At 48.1% G+C, this 22770-nt stretch carries 15 protein-coding genes; all 15 read right to left on the bottom strand.

Annotated elements, in window-relative coordinates; all coding sequences use genetic code 11:
* Window positions 1–35: 35 nt before the first annotated feature.
* The 15 genes from ACSQ8P_RS06890 to ACSQ8P_RS06820 all read right to left on the bottom strand — a co-directional run bounded on the left by ACSQ8P_RS06890 (window position 36) and on the right by ACSQ8P_RS06820 (window position 22768).
* Window positions 36–1124 (bottom strand): response regulator transcription factor, encoded by a 1089-nt coding sequence (locus ACSQ8P_RS06890; protein ID WP_436234524.1) that lies wholly within the window; start codon window positions 1122–1124, stop codon window positions 36–38.
* Between the two features lie 18 nt (window positions 1125–1142).
* A complete protein-coding gene (locus ACSQ8P_RS06885; protein WP_436234523.1) occupies window positions 1143–1412 on the bottom strand; it encodes a sensor histidine kinase in 270 nt (89 codons plus the stop codon).
* On the bottom strand, window positions 1337–2941 hold the full coding sequence (locus ACSQ8P_RS06880) for a cache domain-containing sensor histidine kinase (protein ID WP_436234522.1): 1605 nt from the start codon (window positions 2939–2941) through the stop codon (window positions 1337–1339). The genes ACSQ8P_RS06885 and ACSQ8P_RS06880 overlap by 76 nt, the downstream gene beginning before the upstream one ends.
* 178 nt (window positions 2942–3119) lie before the next feature.
* The gene (locus ACSQ8P_RS06875; protein WP_436234521.1) at window positions 3120–9671 is read right to left on the bottom strand and encodes a fibronectin type III domain-containing protein; all 6552 of its coding nucleotides are present in this window, start codon (window positions 9669–9671) and stop codon (window positions 3120–3122) included.
* 127 nt (window positions 9672–9798) lie between these two features.
* Window positions 9799–11367, bottom strand: coding sequence for an extracellular solute-binding protein (locus ACSQ8P_RS06870; RefSeq protein ID WP_436234520.1), 1569 nt, complete (start codon window positions 11365–11367; stop codon window positions 9799–9801).
* 134 nt (window positions 11368–11501) lie between these two features.
* Window positions 11502–12383 carry a carbohydrate ABC transporter permease gene (locus ACSQ8P_RS06865; protein ID WP_436234519.1) on the bottom strand — a complete coding sequence of 294 codons (882 nt, stop codon included), beginning with the start codon at window positions 12381–12383 and terminating at the stop codon, window positions 11502–11504.
* Window positions 12384–12398: 15 nt separating this feature from the next.
* Complete coding sequence (locus ACSQ8P_RS06860; RefSeq protein ID WP_436234518.1) at window positions 12399–13358, bottom strand: ABC transporter permease; 960 nt, start codon at window positions 13356–13358, stop codon at window positions 12399–12401.
* A gap of 479 nt (window positions 13359–13837) precedes the next feature.
* Window positions 13838–14965 (bottom strand): glycoside hydrolase family 88 protein, encoded by a 1128-nt coding sequence (locus ACSQ8P_RS06855; protein ID WP_436239470.1) that lies wholly within the window; start codon window positions 14963–14965, stop codon window positions 13838–13840.
* A 100-nt stretch (window positions 14966–15065) separates the two neighbouring features.
* Window positions 15066–16565, bottom strand: coding sequence for a glycoside hydrolase family 32 protein (locus ACSQ8P_RS06850; RefSeq protein WP_436234517.1), 1500 nt, complete (start codon window positions 16563–16565; stop codon window positions 15066–15068).
* A gap of 6 nt (window positions 16566–16571) precedes the next feature.
* Entirely contained in the window at window positions 16572–16946 is a 375-nt protein-coding gene (locus tag ACSQ8P_RS06845; RefSeq protein WP_436234516.1) for a PfkB family carbohydrate kinase, read from the bottom strand.
* 17 nt (window positions 16947–16963) lie between these two features.
* A complete protein-coding gene (locus tag ACSQ8P_RS06840; RefSeq protein WP_436234515.1) occupies window positions 16964–17158 on the bottom strand; it encodes a PfkB family carbohydrate kinase in 195 nt (64 codons plus the stop codon).
* A gap of 23 nt (window positions 17159–17181) precedes the next feature.
* Window positions 17182–18018 (bottom strand): carbohydrate ABC transporter permease, encoded by an 837-nt coding sequence (locus ACSQ8P_RS06835; protein ID WP_436234514.1) that lies wholly within the window; start codon window positions 18016–18018, stop codon window positions 17182–17184.
* A gap of 19 nt (window positions 18019–18037) precedes the next feature.
* Window positions 18038–18970, bottom strand: coding sequence for a carbohydrate ABC transporter permease (locus tag ACSQ8P_RS06830; protein ID WP_436234513.1), 933 nt, complete (start codon window positions 18968–18970; stop codon window positions 18038–18040).
* A 24-nt stretch (window positions 18971–18994) separates the two neighbouring features.
* Entirely contained in the window at window positions 18995–20842 is a 1848-nt protein-coding gene (locus ACSQ8P_RS06825; protein ID WP_436234512.1) for a GH32 C-terminal domain-containing protein, read from the bottom strand.
* 312 nt (window positions 20843–21154) lie between these two features.
* Window positions 21155–22768: a response regulator transcription factor gene (locus tag ACSQ8P_RS06820; protein WP_436234511.1), complete on the bottom strand. Its 1614-nt coding sequence runs from the start codon at window positions 22766–22768 to the stop codon at window positions 21155–21157.
* Window positions 22769–22770: the final 2 nt, after the last annotated feature.

Here is a 22770-nt window from a genome sequence, read left to right as displayed (position 1 = left end):
CGATGCAAATACATACAAAATGCCTGCAATGTGCCTTATTCACCTCCAAACCGGTCCTTATATTCCATCGGGTTCAAGCCATGATATTGTTTGAAGATACGGGAGAAATGAATGCTGTTCTCATAGCCCACCTGTAGGGCAATCTCGTAGCTCTTCAAGGAAGAAGTGAGCAGCAAATCCCGTGCTTTGCGCATTCTTACGTTGACGCAATACGTCCAGATCGTCATCCCTGCCTGCTCTTTAAAAAGCTTCGCTAAGTACGAACGACTCATCGCGACATGATCCGCTAACTCTTGTAAACCCCAGTTCTCCGCATAATGTTCCTCGATATACCGTTTGACTTGGTCGACGACGCTCTCCTTCTGCAGATTCTTCGCCTTGCGTGCGCGATCCATCAGAATATTCGCCGCTTGCTCCAGCCTTCTCACTGCACATAAACGGAAATACTGCCGCACGTCGGAGTGCTTCAGGCTATGCTCGCCAAGCTCGACGTCCTCGCCTTCCTCATACTTCACATGGATGTCCTGTTTCTTCAACTCTTCGATGACAAGTGACGTCCACGCCATGGACAGCTCATTCAGAATCTCATAACGTCCTTCCACCCACGACTCCAACATCGCCAAGGTGTCTACGATAATCAGCGGCTGCCCGTGCAAATAAACGGACAATACCATCTCCAGCCAGCTGTCCAGCATCGGCTTATAGACGGGCAGCTTATGCAGCAGAAGCTGATTCGCCTCATTACGCCGGTTGCTGCGGATGCGGGCGCTGGCCTTCTGGACAGCCTCTTGCAAGAGGGTGCTATCCGTAGGCTTCAGCACATAATCGACGGCGCCAAGTTCAATACTCTTTTTGGCATATTGGAAATCATCATAGCTTGAAATCACGATACAGATCATCCAAGGATACAGCTGATTAATCTCTTTCATTAATTGCAGCCCATCCACAAGCGGCATCCGAACATCCGTCATGCAAATATCTGCGTAATGATCCTTGAGCCAATCCAGCGCCTTTCTACCGTTCGGGAGCATTCCTGATACCGTGACTCCTTCCATTTCTGACACTTGTATCGACAGGCTTTCACGAATGAGATCTTCATCGTCCACAATAATTAGTCTGTTCATCTGATCGCGCTCCCCTTTCTACGTATCCAAACTATCTTGTAATGGCAATAAGACTTCAACAACCGCTCCCCCTGCAACTGGATCATTAAAGAACGTAATCTTAGCTTCCCCCGCATAAAAGATATGCAAACGGTAAATCAGATTCGATAGACCGACTTGATTGTGCCGATACTGATGGGCATGCGAATCCGCTTGCTCCTGCGTTAATCTGACTAACGTCTCCGCCGAGAATCCAGGTCCATTATCAGCAACGGTGAGAAGCAGCTTGTCCCCGTTATCCCCCTGCACGACTTCCCCGCGAATATGGATATGTACGGATTCCCCGTCGTTTCTCTTCCATGCTTAATACTGTTTTCCACCAGAGGCTGCAGAAGTGCTTTGGTACATATCGCCTGCAAATGCTCCTCAGGTACCTCAATGCTATAAGTGACTTCATCTTTGAATCTGACTTTCATAATCGTCAAATAATTCTCCAAGTGCTTGATCTCTTCTTTGAGAATGACTTTCATATTTTTGAAATCCGACGTGTATCGCAGCATATTGGAGAGATTGACCGCTACATGACCAATATGCGACTGCTTCGCAATGACAGCCATGGAATTGATCGTTTCTAGCGTGTTATATAAAAAATGCGAATTAATTTGCGACTGAAGCGCCGAAATCACAGCCCGATGCTGCAAAACACGCGTCTCCGCGTGATCATGAATGGATTGCTCCAGATGACCTAGTAGATTGTTAAAGGAGATGCTCAAATCAGCGACCTCATCAACCCCCTCCACCTCAGCCCGCAAATGGAAGGAGCTCGTCAATTGCATCGCTTTCATCATTTTACGCAAACCTAGAATCCGTCTTGTAATGGAAGAAGCGGCAAAATAGGTAAGCAAAACCGAAATAATCAGGGCAGAAATCGCAATTACAATCGTGACATTTCTCGTGTAGTTAATGCTTTGGGCTATTTCTTGATAGGGCAGGATCGCAATAATTTTCCAACCTGTCATCTGAATGGTTTGAAAAATAATGAGTTCTTTTCCCGACTTGTCGAACACAGAACCCTCCTGCTGACCTTTCACCGCTTGCACAATATGGTCATCCATCTGCCCCATCACCTCTGCGGAGTGAGAATGATGAATAATCGTACCCGCTTGGTCCATAACGAGGGCTGAGCCCGTTTTCGCAATATTAATTTGAGACATGACACTCTGAGACGGCTTTAGTGAGATATCGATTTTCAAATACCCATTGCTCAGCTGCTTAAAAAGGGTCAAGACAGGGATCTTCATTTTCTGATTCGCTGCATCGATGTAATTCTCGGAAATGCCGGTTATAAATTTAACCTTCTCATAATTGCCGCTTTGAGCAAAATAAGGTTCATTTTTAATCGTATATTTTAAGGGAAGGGCGTACGTATTGACGAAATGCTGCTCAAACCCGCTCGGATTATACAAAGAGACAGATAATACCTCTGGATATTGCAAAAATAAGCGATTCAAATAGTTATCTTTGATTCTCTCATACGTACGAATGAGCTCCGAAGATACATTGGGGGAAGAGACACGCATCCAATCCCGCACTTCGAGACTGTTGCTCAGCATAAGAAAAGCTAACTCATACTCCGAGTAATAACGATTTAAGTTCATGTTGGCTTGCTTGAGGACTTGCATACTCAGATGATCGATATCTTTACGAACAGAACTTCTCGTCTGCATATAGCTGGAAATACCAATCGTTGAAACTGTAAAAATCAGAATGGTGACGATGATGGAGATGAGCCGCCATTTCAGGGAACGCTTCAGACTCTTGACCATATAGTTAATCAAATTGATCTCCCCTTGTAAACAGACGGTGATGTGCTTAGAGTGTCGTAGTTAAATAATATGCCCATTTTCGGTCCTGAGCAATGAGGTAAGCGTTTTATTCACTGCAGGGATCGTACTTTTTTGTTTAAAATACGACAAAAACCGCGCCTATGAATAGGCACGGTTGGAGTCCTGCAACTTATTGGTAAATAAATTGGAATAATCTGTACAACATAACAGCAGTTTCAGCTCTGGTCGTATTGCCCAGTGGATTCACTTTGCCGGCGTTGCCTTCGACTAAACCTTGTTGAACGAGGGCATTAATGGACTGGACCGCATAAGAAGCGATATCAGCTCCGTCCGTGAATTTACTTGCATTGTTCGCTGTAGGCAATGATTTGCTCACTTGAGCCAAGGCTCTCGTAATCATAACGAACATATCCTGACGAGTGATATTAGCTTGGGGGTTAAAGTGTTGATCGTCTACACCGTTGACAATACCGAGTTTACTCGCGATGCCAACAGCTTTTTCATAATAAGCACCTTTCTGAACGTCCGTAAAATGCGTCTCAGACGTCGCTTGTAACCCAAAGGTTTCGACCAGCAATTTCGTGAAGTCTGCTCGTGTAATAGAAGCCGTCGGATTGAAAGCTTGAGCAGTAACCCCTTGTATAATTCCTTTCGCAGCAAGTGTTTCAATAGCATGGAAAGCCCAGGTTGTGGAAGCGAGATCCTGGAATGCTGGCTTGTTGTAAGAAACTGCATACATACTGAAATGATTCGTGCTGAATTCAATGCTGCCAGTAGCAGCGTTGTAGCTGCCTGTTGGAACTAGTTGAGCTTCACCCTGTGCATTCACATACCAGACATTTAACAGTTCAGGATGAGCTTTCTCTTCTGGAGAAAGCGTATAGGGAATGCGAACAGTAACGGTAGCATCCTTGTTTTCGAATTTCATCGGTTGGCCGGATGCCGTGAATTGCAGATCGACGACGACTCCTGTTTTACCTTTCAGATCGGTTTGTGCAGGGAGTTTATCTATCGAAATGTTGATCGTAAGCGTAGACTGCCCAGCCGCTGCTGCGTTATTAGCAAACATATTGCTAGGTAGAACAACTGTGCCGAGTTCCGTTGATATTTCAAGCCCATGCTTTGAAGTTTGCTGTGTCAGATACTCCGTTGGCAGTTCAAGTGCGTAGCTGTTAGCTCCTGCCACTTGCGGTACATGCAGCGTTACTATTGAAGTCGTTCCACCCGCTTGTGGATCCGCCTTCTTAAAGGCTTCTTCAAGTGTTGTTTTATTAATTGTTGCTGTGGCTTTCCCATCTACCGTTGTAAGGCTTGCTGCTGGGAACGTAATCTCTGCTGCCCCATTATTGACAGTAATAGTCGGCTTCTCAGGCTCTGATTGCGTCCCTGTAGATGGCCCTGTTGGAGCAGGAACAGCTTGCGTTCTGACATTCAAACTTGGACCGCTTGTTGACCAATTGTTCGCCGCATCTGCAGCTTCAACCTTGAAGTCATAAGCGGTATCAGCAGTCAATCCCGTTACCTGCCATGTCGTGTTTGGCGTAGTTGTAACTACGTTGCCATTCATCAGCAGTTTATATTGGGTTACACCCACAAGATCAATTGCTTCACTCCAAGACAGTTGTACGGAAGTTGTAGTCACATCTCCTTGGATCAAAGCACTTCCATCAGGCCATCCTGGTGCTGTTGTGTCTAGTGTCGGAGGAGCAACTTGTGTTCTGACTTGAAGCGTTGGACCATTGCTTGACCAATTGTTCGCTGCATCTGCCGCTTCAACCTTGAAGTCATAAGCGGTATCCCCAGACAATCCCGTTACCTGCCACATCGTGTTCGGTGTAGTTGTAACTACGTTGCCATTCATCAGCAGTTTATACTGGGTTACGCCCACGCGGTCAATCGCTTGGCTCCATGAGAGTTGAACGGAATTCGATGTCACGATGCCTTGTGTCAGAACACTTTCAGCAGGCCATCCAGGTGCTGTTTTATCACTTGGAACTGGGATTTCTGGATCATCCGTACTCGGCCCGAACACTGTCGAGTTCCCTAGGAAATCCTGTGCTTCTACTTTGTAAACGGCTGCTTCGGTATCCTGCAGCATAAGGCTTGTTGCTCCCGCAACGGAAGCCGCAAACCCGCCATTGCGATAAAGGTTATACTGCATAATCCCAACATTGTCCACGGCGGCATCCCACTCTAGGGTGATTTGATTATCTAATCTTGTGGACGTTATGCGTGAGCCGGTCGGCCATTGCGGCGTAATTGTATCAGCCACCATCGTACCTTCGTAAACTTGCAGCGGCTCGGAAACGTTCCCAGCTTCGTCCACTGCTCGAACTTTAAACATATAAGCGGTTTGTGCCTGTAATCCGTTGATGAAATAACTTCGAATATCATTCGAGACTTCGATGAGCGTCGAATCATCCTGCTCGATACGGTAGCTCATCACGCCCGTATCATCCACTGCCGCAGGCCAGTTCAACTGAAGGCCAGATGCGCTGATAAGCGTGGGATCCAGCTGGCTTCCGTTACTCCATGTTGGCAGCGTCACATCTCCAGCAAGTGTCGCCGTGGAGAGTACCGGGCTGCTCACTGTATTGCCTGCCGCATCGCGGGCCACGACATGGAATGAGTAATTAGTTCCCGGTGTCAGAGTGGTCACCTCATAAGTCGTGTCGGTTACGGTACCCAGCAGCGCAGCGCCCTGGTACACATCGTAGGCCATTACGCCGTAATTGTCATCTGCGACCGACCAATGCAGTCTTAGCGCTTTGCGACTCACATTTTGTGAGGTCAAACCTGCGCTTGTCGGCCATACTGGACTAACCGCATCAACGGCAGGCGTCGTGAGCGACGCAGATGGCCCGTTAGTTGACTCTAACGCGATGTCTACCGCTTCCACCTTGAAGGTGTAAGCAGTCGCAGGCGCTAAGCCATTCACCTGATAGCTGTATACATCCGATGCGACGGTCGCAATGGCAACACCATTCTGATACACCTTGTAGCGGTTAACACCGGAAAGATCTTGCGCACTTGGCCATGTTAAGGTCGCTGTATGCGGGGCAACTTGTGTTACCGCCAAATTCGCGCCTGTCCACGTCGGTGCTGTCGTATCCGTTGGAAGTTCTTCTGTTCCGACTGTTAGATAAGGTCTAAATGCGACATTTGCTCCCGCAGCTTCCTTCGAATAGAAATCGACGTTCTGATCCAGCCAACTGTCGTTTTGCAGCTTGAAGCTGATTGTCCCGTCGCCGCTTTTCTCTGCAGCTGCTTGACTTGTCACACTGATTTTCTTCCAATATCCGGCATTTCGCACGATTGTACTTGCGATCAGCGAGCCATCCACTGGCTTGTTCTGCCAATTGATTGACGCTCCACTGGCATCGGTCACCTCTCTCCAGTTGTCGCCTGTGCTGTACAGATCCATGCTAATGTCCATATTCGCCGTCTGAACCGCAAAAACATAGAGATTCAAGGAAGCATCGTATACATTCCCTGTGACCGAGGTCAGCGGGAATTTTAAATATGCACGTCGGTTGTTACCTGTGTTTTTATTCGCATCGCTACCCGATACACCAGCTGCATTCTTGAAGCGCAAATAATCCAGATTATTCGTTGTTCCCGCTTCACCTAGCGTGCTAGGCGCTTGAATGAACGCATCGGCGCTCGGATAAATCACCGTCTGCTTGCGAACCACGCCTTGGTACGTCGTAACCGAAACGGCTGGTCCATTCGTCGACCAACTTCCGGCGGCATCCCCCGCTTCGACGCGGAACGAATAGGCCGTACCGGCAGTCAAGTTCGTCACCGCATAGGTTTGTATGTTGCCAGCGACGGTTGCAATTAACGTATTATTAGCAAAAATCTTATACCCTGTAACACCAATCTCATCAAACGCTGCTGTCCAATTCAAATTCACTGCATGGTCAGCCAGCCCGCTGTACGTTAAGCCCCGATTAGCCGGCCATGTCGGATGGACTTCATCTGGTCCTGCTTGAGTTTTAATTGACAACCCAGGACCTGTTATTGACCAGTTATTTTTGCCATCCCCCGCTTCAACCCTAAATACATGCGTCGTATTCGGTGTCAAGCCGGTGATGGTAAAGCTCTTCACCAAAGCTGGCAGCGTCACAACCTGCTTACCGTCTTGGAACACACGGTATGCGGTCACTCCTCCGCTGTCTTGCGCAGGGTTCCAAGTCAATTGAAGCCCCGTCGTCGTCACATCCGAAGCGGACACACTCGAAGCAAGGTCCCACGTCGGTGCTGTCATGTCTTCTACACCCAGCGTACGGAAGGTGACGATCGGTCCGCCGACAGACAAATTGCCGTCGCTATCTTTCGACTCCACGCGAATTGTATACAGTTTGTTCGGGACTAATCCCACAACGTCATAGCTCGTCCCGCTCACATCTGCCCAGATTTGTCCGTTCACATAAATACGGTAGCCATCTGCCCCATCATTATCCACGCCATTTGGCCACGAAAGCCGTACTCCTGTTTGACTGAGATCTGCAACCTCAATCGCAGAGCCTTTATTCCACCCCGGCAGTTCACTATCTACGCCGGAAGTTGTCGACGTCACGATTGGCTGACTAAGCACGGACGTGTTGCCCTGTGTGTCCAACGCTTGCACCGTGAATGAGTAGCTGTGACCTGGGGTTAAACCCGTGATATCATAGCTCGTCACGTTCGCTGGTACCTGTTTGACCAACTCGCCATCCTTGTAAACCCGATAACCGGTAACCACTAAATTGTCATGCGCACTTGGCCATGTTAAGCTGACCGACGTTGGCGATGTATTGGAAGCACCGAAAGTGCTGCCATACGGCCATACTGGCGCTGTGATGTCTGTATTTGGAACAGGTAGCGATAATGGTACAAAGGTTTCCGTCGTTCCACCTTGCAATGGTACTCCCCATACGACGGAAACTTTGTTATCTTGACCTTGTAATAAAGAAGCTTTTACCGTCTGACTTACGCCACCCTTGGTAACGATAATGTCATAGTCCCCATAAAATCCACGTGTTTGAAACTGACCATTGGCATCCGTTGTACCCATCTCGTTCGTCCACCAAGTTCCGTAGATCAGATTACGCCATTGCTCGCCTGAAGGCTTTAATGTCCAATCTGATCGGAATAGCGGAGCATTATTCTGCCAGTGCGCGCCGTCCCAGAACCCCCACATCGTAAACGATTTCACATTGGGATGGCTAAACGAAGCAAGCAGGATATCTCTTGTAAATTCCCCTTGAATATCTTCTTTAGGTGAATTTACGTCAAATTCCGTGATGGCGATATCAGGCGCATACTCCGTGAAATGAGTAAGCTGATTATAGAAAGCCATCGGACTCACCGGCGTACTGCCGAAGTGCGCCTGAATGCCAATGCCATCTATAGGAGCACCATTATCTTTCATCGATTGCAAAATACCTGAGAAATTCGCGATTACCGGCGCATCTACGCCAAGAATCTGCGTTTCATTGACGTAAAGTTTAGCCGCAGGATCAGCTTCTTTGGCCATTTTGAACCAATTCGCCATCAGTGCACCTTGGTCGGCGTACGTATTGCGAATCATGCTGTTCAGAACAGGCTCATTCAGCACATCCCAGTTATATAATCTCCCCCTGAAGAAGCCCGCCAGCTCATGGAAGTGATCTTGGATACGCTTCTCAAGTGATGTCTTATTGCTCACAAGGCCTGGAATATCTGCCGGTAAGCGCGTAGACCCATCCCATAGCAGGGCATGTCCACGAATATCAAAATGATTAGCACCTAACCAATTGTAGAGATTAACGGTTCGGTTTCGATCTTGTTCCCACCATTGCCACTTCATTTCATTTTCCATGACGACAGAATTAAAATTCTCTTTCAGCTTGGTTCGATACGTTTCTGCATTCGCATCCGTCCCATTAATCATCGTGCTATTGACCGCTGTACCAAACTTGAAGTCATGCTTCGTCATTTTCACTTGAACACTTGCACCCTCAACAGGATGACCGTCAGTGTCCTTCACTTCGACCTGCATATCCCCTTTGCGGATCTGCTCAATACGCTGATTGGCTTCTGCACGCCATGGCGCGTCCTCTTCCATTCCTTCGTAAATCACCGGAGTGCTTGGCAAGCTATCAAATGTAACCGCTTTCTTATAATTCACAACTTTAAGATTAGCGATTTCTATCTCCTGAGGCTTATAGCCGAGACGGAAGGCAATCTGTGGTGTGTTCACTTCCATTAACAAGGCAGCTTTAATTGGCACAAGAAATTTCTTCCACTGCGTAGGAACCGTTAAGGTCTCAGTAATCGACTTTTCGAAATTTCCTCTTTTCTCCATCACCAATGCTACTGTACCTTCAGCCGTTTCAACCGTAGATCGCAGCGTTCTTGCATAGAATGTCGCCAAAATAACATCGTCTTTCTCAATACTTGCTTCAATGGGGAGTACATATTGCAAAAGATACGTACTAGCTGGTTGCACGTTCGTCGTAAAGCGCAATGCTTCTGTAAACGCTTGCCATTCAACCGTTGAATTTGCAACCGTTCCGTAAGCCGCAGCCTCCGGATTGAGCGCTGCTCCCTGCTTTTTAAGATCAGAAATAAGCACTTCACTGCCAGGTAATTCCGCCAGTTCCTCTTCCGTCAGTGCTTGCGCCATGGAAATCTTCGGTTGGAACGGTACAACCAGCATCGCGCCGATTAACAGGAGAGAAAGTAGTCTTCCCATTTTACCCATTCTCATCATCACCTATCTCATCCTTCCTTCATTCACATCCATTATCAATAAAAGATGACCCACCTGAGCAAGTATCCTACCAGCTTCAGATGGGCATGTGTCATAGTCATCGACTACCTTACTTCTTACGGTTTGCGTTATACCAGTCAGTCAATTCCTTAATCGCTTTGTCTCCACCTTGTTTCTTCCAGTTCGCTACATACTCATCAAAGTAGTCCAGCGGCTTCTCGCCGAGAATAATTTTGGCAGCTGCCTCTTGGAAGGAACCTTTATAACCAAGATCTGCGTTCTTCGTCAACGTTTCGGAAGGCGGCATACCTGCAGTTGGATTCGGAATACCTTCTTTACGGGACGTTTCGATCGTCTGAATCAGCTTGTTGTAAGCTTCATCGTTATTGATCAATACTTTCTGAGCTTGCTCATGGAAACCATGCATTTGGAACACAGCGGAACGCCATTTCAAATCAGGATCTTTGTCTGCATTGTACTTAAGTGTTGTGCCCTCTTTGGTGAAGGATTGCCCTTCAATACCAAGCTCCGTGAATAATTGCCCTTCTTCCGAAACGAGCCAATCGAACATTTTCACAACAGCTTCAGGGTTTTTCGTATCTTTGTGCACGACAAACGTTTTCAATACTGGTTTCTCAACGCGTCCCAATTTCCCATCATAGCCTTCACCTCTTGGTGTCGGAATGCCGAGTACGTTAGGCTTTTTATCAGGAAGCAATTTGCTAAGTTCCTTTTGCCAAGGATCCCATGCGCCGAATACGACGTGGTTCCAAGAACCTACGAGGTCGGACTTAATTTTTTGATCCCAAATCGCCCGTGTGTTCGTTAGGAATTCCGTATCAATCAACTTCTCTTTATACATTGTATTCAGCATGCCCAACGCTTTTTTCATATTCGGGTTCACATAGCCCGGCATAACTTCGTTATTGTAGAGACTGTTAGAGTCCAGATTCACCCCATACATGCCGAAAATGTTATCAGCCCATTCGAATTTCTCACGGGAAGCGAAAGGAATTTCATCCTTCTTACCGTTTCCATTCGGATCTTTATCACGGAAAGCACGCAGCATATCCAGGAATTCAGCAGATGTCTTCGGCTCCTTAATGCCTAGCTTATCCATCCAATCCTTACGTACATAGATGACACGTTCTGCTGGTGCATTCCCTTGCGCGAGTTGTGGGATAGCGAGGATTTTGCCATTCAGTGTAACCGCGTCCCAAGCGGATTGCGGAATGTTTTTCTTCAAATTTGGACCGTATTTATCGATTAATGGCTTCAAATCCATTGCTAAACCATTGATAACAAGATCAGAGGTCTCAATACCCCAAACCATATGAACGTTAGGAATATCGCCAGATGCGAACTTCAATTTCAGCTGATCCATGTAGTTTTCATGCGGGAGGAAGGTGATGTTTAGATCTGTATTTGTTTTTTGAGCGAGATATTTAACTGTGGCCAGTTCCATCGACTTCCCTGCTGGAATCTGTTGGGCGTTATTGGAGACGAATATGCTAATTTTCTCTGGTGCAGCCGGTGTTGTGCTCTGACTTGCCGCAGGTGTCACGGAAGGTTGTGTCGTTGTTGCCGTGGAGCCCTTATTTGAAGAACAGGCAACTGTTGCACCTGCAAGACATACCATACATACAAGCGTCACCATTTGTTTCATATTTACTTTCATCGAGTAGACCCTCCCTAGTTTCTTAATTATAGTTTAGTTCGTTTCTTATATACATCTGGACATTTCTGGCATGCGTGGAATACGTCGCACCACCTCCTTAATCGAGTCAAGTCGAGACTAATTTTCACCTAACCTTATTCCTTAACTGAACCCAACAGTGCACCTTTGATGAAATGCTTTTGCAAAAATGGATATACGATAATAATTGGAAGCGTGGCAATGACAATTGTCGCCATTTGCAATCCTTGTGGGGTTACTGCCGTGGAAAGTTCCAAAATCGATTGACCTCCGGCAGAATCCATATCGAATTGTGAAATGAGCTTATACAGATACAATTGCAAAGGCTGCAGTTCTCGATCGGTGATGTACAAAAGCGGGCCCAAATAGTTGTTCCAATGCCCCACCGCGTAGAATAAAATCAGCGTGACGTTGATCGGCATGGATAATGGCGCCACGATACGCCACACAATGTTGTATTCAGACATGCCATCCACCCGGGCTGCTTCAAAAAGCTCCTCCGGAATCGACCTCATGAAGGTGATGCACAGCATCATATTAAACGCGCTCAGCGCACCTGGGATAATCAGTGACCAGATACTATTGAGCAGGCCTAGGCTTTTGATCAAAATGTACATCGGTACCATCGGTGCCTGAAAAATCATCGTGAATATGATGAAGAGTAGAATCGCCTTGCGGCCGCCTAGCCACCCTTTGGATAGCGGATAGGAAGTAAGAATCGTAAGTGCCATGTTGATTGCCGTGCCAATCAAAACGATCTGAATTGTGACCCCAAACGACCTCCAGAACACCGCATTGCGGATGACAAAGTCATAGTTGTGAAGATTAAAACCTACAGGCCAAAGTGATACTTCGGAATGGATAATCGCTTCATTGGAGCTGAGTGAGCCGGCAATGACATTCATCAATGGGATAGCAACTGCCGCACAGAAGAGCAGTAAGAGAAGTGCATTCGCTGTATCAAAAGCGATTTCACCTGGTGTTCGTCTAATTTTCATCGTCGTGTCGCCCCTTTAATATAGCCCTTCACCGGTTGTCCATTTACTCACACGGTTGGCAATAACGAGTAAGATAAAACCAATAACCGATTTGAACAATCCGATGGCTGTCGTTATGCTGTACTGACCTTGCAGAATGCCCGCTCGATAGGTGTAGGTATCCAATACATCCCCCGTCTCAAACGTGGCCGGATTTAGAAACTGATAGATTTGCTCGAAGCCCGAATCCATGATATGTCCCATTTTTAACATCAAAAGGATCATGATGGCCGGCAGCAAGCCCGGTATCGAGATATGTAAGAACTGCTTCCAACGATTCGCCCCATCCATCCTCGCTGCTTCATATAAGGAAGGGTTAATGCCCGCAAGCGCAGCGATGAAAATGATGGCGTTCCAGCCCATTTCCTTCCAGATGCCCGAAAAAATAATGATAGAGCGGAAGTATTCCGGTTTCTGGAGATAAGCAACGGTATCACCACCGAAGGATGAAATGACGTGATTTATTAGTCCCTGTGTCGGTGACAGCAACATATACGTGAGTCCGAACACGATCGTCCAGGATAAAAAGTGCGGTAAATACAGCACGGTTTGGGTGATTCGCTTGAAGGCCATCGATCGCACTTCATTGAGCATGATCGCCAGTAGGATCGGCAACGGGAAGGCGAACACAATTTGATATAAGCTGATTAACAGCGTATTTCGGAGCAGCCGTCCGAACTTGTCGTACGTGAATAGTTGCTGGAACCATTTGAACCCAACCCATTCACTTCCTGTGAAGCCTTTAAAAATGTTGTAGTCCTGAAAGGCGATGAAGCTCGCCAATAGGGGTACATACTTGAACACGAGGAAATACAGCAGCCCAGGAATCAGCATGATATAAAATGCGCGATGCTGCAGAACGTATTTCCACCAACCTTTCTTCTTCGTTGCACCGGTTGACCGCTGGACAACCTCATTTACAGTAGCGGATTTCATCTGCTCTCACCTACACTATCTATTTGTCTTATGTGTTAATTATAGGTTTCAGGGCATGGGACCAACAATGAGGGCGGATGTCGATTTACTGTAGTAAAAGTCTTTTTGTGGAGGAAGGGGAGCAACACCTTAACACTCCCCTCCATTACCAAAATGCCATCACTCTCTCCGATCCCCCCGCCTCATAGTGGAAAATAAATGGAAATTGTCTAATTCTGGCTGATTCATCTGTTTATTGAAACTAGAAAGAAATTATGTAGCTAATTTCGCCCAAATCGATAGTTTCGGGCGGATCGGCTCGAATTAACTGGAGGAAATACAGCTATTCGCTTCAAAAGCGTGTTTGGCGCGAAATTAGATGTAGGAAATCCAGTTATTCTTGCCGGAGTGCTGGAGCGCGACGCATAAACGCAAAAAAGAGCTGTCCTCCAGCAGCTATAGCTACTGAAAGACAACTCTTTTATCAATTTAACCAAACCCTACCAGAACAACTCGCCATGCCCTAGCAATCGGGAAAGACCCTCTACAAAATAGTAGTCGCCGTAGATAAGCGGTACGTCGATGTTTTTCCCCTCAGGATAATGGCTTGTACCATGGGTGACTAACCCTTCTTCGGTTTCGGAATCCCACGCACCGTAGTTCGTGTACAGCGAGTGCAAGATGCGCTCCCCCGCTTCGCGGTAGAGGGATGCCTCTTGGCTGCTCACTTGCTCCGCGATCAGGAGCAAACCGCAAGCCGCACACGCGCCCGCAGAGGAGTCGCGGTACGCCGGAATGCCATCGGGCAAGCGGAAATCCCAATGTGGCACATGATCTTCCGGCAGGTTCGCCAGGAAGAAATGCGCAGCACGCTTGGCCGCATGCAAATATTTCTCATCGCCCGTGTACTTGTAGCTGAGGCTCATACCGTAAATCGCCCACGCGGTTCCACGCGACCAGGCCGATTCCGGCGCAAAGCCTTGCCCACCGTTCACGGAAAGCTTCTCACCGGTGGCCGGATCAAAAATCACGATATGATTCACCGATCCATCGGGACGAATAAAGTGATCAACCGCCATATCCGCATGTCTTACCGCGATTTCTTTGAATCGCGGGTCGCCTGTAGTCAGCGTAGCCCAGTGCAGCAACGGCAGGTTCATCATGCAGTCGATAATGGCCCAGCCTGCATTGTCTTCCCCTTCGCGCCAAGGGTTCCACGCGCGAATGTAGCTGCCCTTCACGTTGAAACGCGCAGCCAGCAGATTCGCCGCGAGCAAAGCGCGGCGCTTTGAATCATCTGCACCAGTTAGCTTGTATCGTGCAACACTCGTCAGGGTCCACATGAATCCGATATCATGATCCAGACGATAGTAATCAGTTACGACTTGATCCAATTGTTGCTCGCAAGACTCAGCCAGCTGCTTCAGTCCTTCATCCTTCGTATCACGATATAAAAGCCACAGCAACCCAGGCCAGAAGCCGGCTGTCCACCAATAGGCAGGCTCCAGCTTGTATTCTCCGCCCACACTTGCATGTGGAAACCCGTCACCAATTCGCTTGCTGGTTTTGCCTACTTTTGCTATTGTTTGTGCCCAAGCTTCTTGAGCCCAATCTTTCTGAATGGTCATCTGAGACACTCCTCACCAGGTTTGTTGAAACGTTTAACCTATTATACCACCTGGCTTTGAGAAATGCTCGACCTGTTTAAAATTGGTTATCCTGTTCGATCTACAACGACAACTCCCATACGTCCAAGCTTTCCAAACAAGCTTCTCCATGCCTAGCAAAAAGCTTAATCCCCAGACTGTCACCATTCGGATATATCCGATTCGTTATCGTTTTCACCCCGTTATTCGCGAACAGCTCCAACGAAGATCGATCCACGAACAGATGCAGCTTGATGTTCCCATCCTCCATCGGTTCCACCTGTACTTCGCTCACACCAGCTTCACCTGAACCCGCGTGCGTACGATCAACGCGGAGTGTCTGCTCCGCGACCGAGTACGCAACTTCCGTGTACGCAGAGCCATCCTCTGAGCAACGAACGAGAAGTCCAAACACTGTCTCCACGTCAGATTCCTTCGTGTTAAACACGGCAATCAGCTCTAGCTGGTCGCTTTGAACAGTTTCCAATGAAACGGTCGAGTCAGCTGGTATCACCTGTCGATCGACGAACACCCTGCCCTTCCGCAGCACTGCCAGTTCCGCCACAGGCTGCATCCGCAACGTGCCATCCTCTGCCAGTGTCAACTCGCGCGGCAAGGTAAAAGCCCCCATCCAGCCATCTACTTGCTCCGGCATTTGAGCGCCCCAAATGTTCATCCATCCCATCAGGATGCGCCGTCCCTGTCCGTCCACCAACGTTTGCGGCGCATAGAAATCGAACCCATAATCCAATCGTTCGGCATCACGGTAATCGAATTTTCCTGTTTCATAGTTTAATTTGCCAGTGAGATACATCGTTTTTGTAGCTCCCATGTTCATCGGGGAAATAATGAGCACATAGTCATCCCCATCACCTAGTGGAAATAAATCAGGACACTCCCACATATCGCCCATCATGCCGTTACTCTCTGCTGCAATCCCGAGATAGCGCCATGTGAGCAAATCAGATGACGTGTACATCAGCGCTTTGCCCAAGCCATCCTTTCCATAACCAACAACCATGTACCACTGACCGTCATGCTGCCAAACCTTCGGATCGCGGAAGCCGAACCCACCTTCCTCCGGAGCGTCACCAATAACAGGATTAGCCCCCGATTTGGTAAAAGTAACCCCGTCCGTGCTGGTCGCGAGACACTGAACCTCCACCGGCGTACGTCCATCTACATGCCCCGTATAGACCAATGTCAGAACGCCGTTATCATCGACTGCACTGCCGGACCAACAGCCATAACCACCTGTTTCCCCGCTATCATAATCTTCGGAAGGCGCCAACGCGATGGGCAGGTGCTCCCAGTGCACCAAATCCTTGCTTTTGGCATGCCCCCAATGCATCGGCCCCCACTTCGGCTCATATGGATAATGCTGATAAAACACATGGAATTCCTCGTTCCAATAAATAAGCCCATTCGGATCATTCATCCAGCCTGCTTGTGGCATGAGGTGATAGCCTAGCCTGAATCTATCCTCCGTAGCTAACTCGGCAGCTTTGTTTAACGCTTGATTCGCTTGTTCCACACGTTCCATGTGAAGCTGATGTCTTTCCATTTCTACCCGCTGACTCATCCTCGCTCATCCTCCCTCTCTCCATCTCGCATCAATGCGCGAATCTCCTCCAATGTACCCAGCGACGGAATCGCACCTTTCCGAGTCGTCGCCAGAGCTCCCGCTGCATTCGCAAAGCGCAATGGCAACCGAAGCTCCTCTTCGTCCCACAACGGGCAACGCCTTCCCCTTCTCCAACACGCCATATAACAATGCCCCGAAAAACGCATCACCAGCACCAGTCGTATCTTTCGTACGAACGGGGAAGCTCTCCATCTTGCCCCACCAATCCTTCATCTGATAAAAAGAACCAGCCCCTCCTGCAGTGGCCAATAGCAAGGTAATCCTATATTGTTCAACTAGTTTTCTCGCTGCCTTTTCTAAATCCTGCTCCGCCGTCAAGAAGATTAGCTCCTCCTTCAGAAACCTTTACCACATCTGCGAGGCTTAATCCCGATGAATCCCGTTTTCTTGCCGAGCTTCGCCAACGCGGCTACCACATTCACGGGCGCTCCCCCCGGATTGCGCTCATACAACGGCTGTCCCGCTTCGGATCGACCATACGGCGTGAAATCAATTAAGCACTCCCCAAGCGCAACTACATCATAGTTCATGCCATACGCCCCTTTCTTTTTCCCTAACCCTTAATGCCCGACATCGTAATCCCTTGAATATAGTACCGCTGCAAAAATAGAAACAGTAGGAGAATCGGCACGGTAGATAGCGTATTCGCCGCCAATACCTTAGACCAATCCGTCCCCTCATTCGAGGAAAACGTGGAGATCCCGACTTGGATCATCTGCATTTTCTGATCATTGATCACAATGAGCGGCCACAGATAAGAGTCCCAGTTACCTAGGAAAGTCATCAGTCCGAGCGTAATTAGCGCAGGCACAGCCGCCGGAAGCACGATCGCTACAAAAGTACGCGGCAAGCTCGCTCCGTCAATTCGTGCGGCCTCCATCATTTCGTTCGGAACCTCGGCGAAAAATTGCCGCAGCATAAAGATGCCGAACACGGACAACATCGAAGGAATAATAAGTGCTTTATACGAATTGAGCCAGCCCAAATCGTGCATCAGCAAATAGTTAGGCACGAGTGTTACTTCACCTGGGATGATCATCGCTGACATGAATAAGGCAAATACGACCGTTTTGAAGGGAAATCTGAGCTTCGCAAACGCAAATGCCGCCATCGAATTAATGATCAGGACCAGCATCGTTACGATCGAAGCCACGAACAATGTATTCCAGATATAGCGTAAGAACGGATTACGCGCATTGAAAATGACATTATGAAAGTTCTTCCACGTCCATTCTACGGGAACTAGTAAGTGAATATTCAGCGATGTATATTTGAAAAGCTCCTGATAGGGTCGAAAAGCCCCAGTAACCATCCATAGGATAGGAGCGACAGAAATCAGAGCAATCACGATCATGACGATCATCGTTACGATGTTTGCTAGCCTCTTCACAGCGAATCCCTCCTCGTTGTTAGTCTGTGTCTTTGTTAAAAAGCTTCATTTGGATCAGCGAAATGGTCAATACAATCGCGAAAAGCACAAACGCCGCCGCCGTCGCGTACCCCATCCTCATTTGCGTGAAAGCCTGCTTATAAATATAGAATACAACCGTTTCTGTTGAGCTATTGGGGCCGCCATTGGTCAGTACGAAGACTAAGCCCGAGAGCTTGATCGCATCGATCGTCGTCATGATGACCACGAAAGCCATCGTCCGGTTCAGCAGCGGAAGCGTGATTTTGGAAAACTGCTGAATTCGTGATGCGCCATCCACTCTAGCTGCTTCATAGAGATCGGGTGAGATATTGTTCAAGCCCGCTAGGAAAATGATCATGAAAAAACCAGCGCCCTTCCAAATTCCGAGCACAATAATACCGTTCATTGCTGTTTTCGGATCGGATAGGAAGCTTGTTACTGGCATGTGCAGTGCTTTGAGCACACTGTTCAGGAGGCCAAATTCTTTGTTATAAATAAGCTTAAAAACCGTTGCCGCCACCGCCGTTGAAATAATAACCGGGATAAAATAAAGTGTTCGAAACAGCCCTGCTGTCGCCGTTTTCTTCTGAATCAATAGGGCCAGCCCTAGCGCAATGCTCGTTTGAATCGGAATCACAATCAGAGCAAAATAAAAGGAGTGCTTCAAGCTATTAAAAAAGGCGCGATCCTTCATAAGATGCACATAATTGTCCATGCCGACGAACACATCACCGGCGCCGACTAAGGAATAGTTTTTGAAGCTGATAAAAAAAGCTTGCAGCATGGGATAGAACACGAAGACAAGCAGCAAGACTATCGCCGGGAATATAAACCAGAAGGCAGTAGCTTGCTCATGCTTGCGAAAGCTTTGCGATTTTTTCTTGCTTGAACTAACCGTTTTTATTGTTTCCATCGTTTCTGCAGTAGCCATAACTCACCTCTCCATTCACATCTGTCATTTGCCATCAAAAACATACACTTGGAGACTCGACATGACCGTTCCATCCTGACTAGTCGCCTTGATTTCAGCCTGCCCGGTCTTGACGCCTTTCACCGTTGCCCCTCCGTTAACCACTGAAACGGACGCGATTCCTTCATCGCTAGATGTCCATTTCAGCTCCTGAGGTGCGCTCAGGGGAATAACGGATGCTTCGATAAGTTGGCTGCTTTTCACCGCTACATCAAGCGTAGTTTTGTTCAAGACTACTCTTTGTGGCGTTGCGCCATCTACATCTTCCTTCCGCCAAACCGTCTCCATCGGATAAAACTGTGCCTTTTCCAACGTGACATTGCCCTCGGAAGCGGTTAGTTCTAATCGATTACTCGTGGGATCAGGGAAGATCAGGCTAGAAACAACAGCCTCGCCATCATTAGCAAATACCTCCAAACTAGCCTCATCAACGAAGAATTGAAGCTTAAGCTTGCCATCCTTCAGCTGCAGTGGTGCCGATACTTCCTCGGCGAAACCTTTCTCGAATGAGGTGATACCCGAATGGGTTCTGTCTATCGTTAGCTTTTCCGTCTCAGCATCGTAGCTGACTTTCGTTGCTTGATCAGTTCCTTTACGTAGTTGAAATTCAACCTTGCTATTCGGCTGAACCGTAAGCTCCGAGATTAGCTCATAAGATGTTCCTTTTAAAGAATCAAAAGGATTAACCCCTGCGACTAACTGCGATTTCTTCACCGTTATTTCTTTGCCGCGCAGCGTCTGCAATTCCTTGATCGGCTCCTGAATCAAGCGTATGCCTTGATCAGGAATATTCCTCAGTCTCAGCTCGCGCGGGATGGACATATTGCCCTTCCAAGCCCCCGTCGGCATCGCGAACGGATAGCGCCAGTTGGACATCCAGCCCAGCCAAATGCGACGTCCATCCTTTGCCGGAATATCCGAATAGGATACAGCGGCATAGAAGTCCTTCCCGTAATCCGTCCACAACACATCAGAAGCTGGATTGTCGTTCTTGAACGTGTGCCCGTCAAATGTTCCGACGAAGTATTGGGCTGTGGAGCCTTTGGTCGTGTTGTTGCTACCGATGCTTACGGCTAACACCCATTTCTTCGTCTTGGAGTCTTCTACAGGTAGTTCGAACAAATCCGGACACTCCCAAACCGCTGCGTGCGAGCCTTGATCTCTTCCGAACTCACTTGCGAGCTTCCAAGCTTTCAGGTCCGGCGATGTATAGAATTGAACTCGATTGTCGACCGACACCACCATCACCCACGATTTCGTAGGCTCATGCCAGATCACTTTGGGATCTCGAAAATCCTTCAAACCCGGATTCGGAATCACTGGATTGCCTTCATATTTGGTCCACGTCCGGCCTTTATCCGTGCTGTAGGCTATGCTTTGCGACTGAAGGCCGCCTTTGAAATGCGTAAATATCGCCACCAAGCCCGATTTGCCGCCAAAGAAGCCACTCGTATCCTTCGCATCCACGACCGCGCTGCCCGACCAGATTTCACCGAGCGAATCGCGAGAGAGTGCAACTGGAAGGTGCTCCCAATGGATCAAATCCCGACTAACAGCATGGCCCCATTGACCGCTATTTTGATAGAACTGATGATATTCCCCATCAAAATACACCATCCCATTCGGGTCACTTAGATTACCTGACTCCGGTGATAAGTGATACTGAGGACGAAACTTTTCCGTATAATAAGTCGGATCCTTTGCATAGGAGAAAGCCACTTCCCCCGCGGAGTCCGTCGATATGTCATCACCTGCTACCAAAGCCGTCACCCCCCAACCCAGAAGTACGATCGCGGCGGCACTTGCCACCCATAATCCTAATTTCTTTCGCATGGTTCCTCCCTCTACTGGCTGTCTATTTCGATGTATCGTTATTGTACCTAGTCAGCGAATAGAAAGATTTCAATATCATTGGGAGTTGTGTTTTAAAATAATTTGCATGAGCGTGCCCCGTCCTCGCTCACCCCTGTTAGCGCTGCTTTTTAGACGGCTTGGCGCGCCCCCGATAACTAACTGGAAAACCTCCCGTTATTTTTCCGATTTCAGCTGGAACCTCCTGTTATTTTGTACAACGCAGCTCTAGACTTAGCTAGACAACAAATAGCCCCCAAAGCCATACACATACATGGCTTTGAGGGCTTTGTACTAATCATTTACTCGCAATTCCTCGCGATACTCCTTCGGTCCCTTCCCATAAAACTTCTTAAAAGCCGTACTAAAATAGCTCGAACTCGAGTACCCCACCAATGTAGCAATATCCGTTAGTTTGAGCTCACTTTCTTTGAGCAAATCCGCAGCCCTGCTCAAACGTAACCTCGTGACATAATCACTAAAAGTCACACCCACACTCTGCTTAAACAATCCAGATAAATACGTTTCATTAATATGAAACATATGGGCCAACGAGGCTAGCGTGAGTTCATAGGAAAAGTTCTCATCCACATAATTGCGAATAGCTTCCATCATTTGCTGACCGCTAGAGAACCTGGTTTTCCTCACTTCCTCCATGACCAGCCTGGCCATTTCGTGCAGCTGCTCGAGCACCTGCTCCCGGGAGGAGTAATCTCTCACCGTCATCTGGCAGTTCCAGAGATAGCTCTGCAGAGACATATCTCCGAGCTCGAATTTCTTAGCAATGGCGTTAAACAAGAGAATGATGCGCAGTGTCAAAAAGGTGAACACAAACATCGGCGTATCTCGATCCGCAGCGAAAATAGCGTGCAGCTGCTTAGTAAAAGCAGGCATATCGAGATTTTCGATGGTTTGCATCAACCTTCTCTCCACCTCCGGTGAAAAGGCGTGCGTCATGGCGAGCATATTCCGATCCGGCTCAGCCTTATCGGAATGGATCGTGCCCTGACTCCAAGCCAGCATGCTAGATGCATAGCCGTCTTTGAGCTGCCTCAAGCCATTAATAGGCTCGCCAATACCGAGCACACTGTCTACTTTGAGGTAGCTTTGGATATCCCGCTTCAGCTTGCGCACGAAGTCAGTCAAGAAGCGGTCATGCTCGGCATTTTGAATGCGAATGACAAAATGTATCATTGCAGGGTGACTCATCGCGTAGAACGGATAGATATGCTCCCATTTCTGCGCGGACTCCCGACATAACATCTGAAAAGCCAAGTACAGCAAGTCTTTCCGCTCGCTCCAATCGTCCAAGCGCCCTGGTGGAATCCGCATCTCTACGGTGACAAACTGAGCATGAACATCATCAACCGCTAACGCTGACAACTGCAGCTGCTCCATCCGTTCCTTCATGCTGGATACACTGAACCATTCATCCTTCACCAGCTGCCAAAGAAGCTGCTCCTGCATCAGCCCCAGCTGTTGATGGTTTTTGATTTCCTCTTGATCTTGCTCCCGCAAGCGATTCCGGTCATCTTCCAATTCCGCGGCCAGCTTGCCAAGAAGTGCTGTTAGCTCACTGCGAACTACAGGTTTGAGCAGATAATCCTTCACCCCAAGCTGAATCGCGGCCTTCATATATTCAAAATCCGAGTAGCCCGAAAGCACAATGATACGAAGCGCTGGGTACTTTTCCTTGCATGCGCTAACGAAAGCAATCCCATCCATTTGTGGCATACGCACATCAGTAATGACAACATCCGGTAGAGGGTGCTCCTTAAGGAGCTGCAGGGCTTCCAGACCATTAGCCGCTTCCAGAGCAATTTCGAAACCGGCGGATGTCCAATCGATTTTGGCTTTAATACTGTTGCGAACGCCGACCTCATCATCAATCAACATGATTCTGTACATCT

The sequence above is a fragment of the Paenibacillus sp. LjRoot153 genome (genome assembly GCF_964253085.1).
Lineage (GTDB): Bacteria > Bacillota > Bacilli > Paenibacillales > NBRC-103111 > Paenibacillus_E.
This window is presented reverse-complemented; position numbering and strand designations above follow the sequence as displayed.

Bases quoted from the DNA above. Each gene is read 5' to 3' on its own strand.
- ACSQ8P_RS06825 (WP_436234512.1), bottom strand. From the start codon at position 20,842: ATGCGAAAGAAATTAGGATTATGGGTGGCAAGTGCCGCCGCGATCGTA.
- ACSQ8P_RS06875 (WP_436234521.1), bottom strand. From the start codon at position 9,671: ATGGGAAGACTACTTTCTCTCCTGTTAATCGGCGCGATGCTGGTTGTA.
- ACSQ8P_RS06830 (WP_436234513.1), bottom strand. From the start codon at position 18,970: ATGGCTACTGCAGAAACGATGGAAACAATAAAAACGGTTAGTTCAAGC.
- ACSQ8P_RS06865 (WP_436234519.1), bottom strand. From the start codon at position 12,383: ATGAAAATTAGACGAACACCAGGTGAAATCGCTTTTGATACAGCGAAT.
- ACSQ8P_RS06850 (WP_436234517.1), bottom strand. From the start codon at position 16,565: ATGAGTCAGCGGGTAGAAATGGAAAGACATCAGCTTCACATGGAACGT.
- ACSQ8P_RS06820 (WP_436234511.1), bottom strand. From the start codon at position 22,768: ATGTACAGAATCATGTTGATTGATGATGAGGTCGGCGTTCGCAACAGT.
- ACSQ8P_RS06860 (WP_436234518.1), bottom strand. From the start codon at position 13,358: ATGAAATCCGCTACTGTAAATGAGGTTGTCCAGCGGTCAACCGGTGCA.
- ACSQ8P_RS06840 (WP_436234515.1), bottom strand. From the start codon at position 17,158: ATGAACTATGATGTAGTTGCGCTTGGGGAGTGCTTAATTGATTTCACG.
- ACSQ8P_RS06855 (WP_436239470.1), bottom strand. From the start codon at position 14,965: ATGACCATTCAGAAAGATTGGGCTCAAGAAGCTTGGGCACAAACAATA.
- ACSQ8P_RS06890 (WP_436234524.1), bottom strand. From the start codon at position 1,124: ATGAACAGACTAATTATTGTGGACGATGAAGATCTCATTCGTGAAAGC.
- ACSQ8P_RS06870 (WP_436234520.1), bottom strand. From the start codon at position 11,367: ATGAAAGTAAATATGAAACAAATGGTGACGCTTGTATGTATGGTATGT.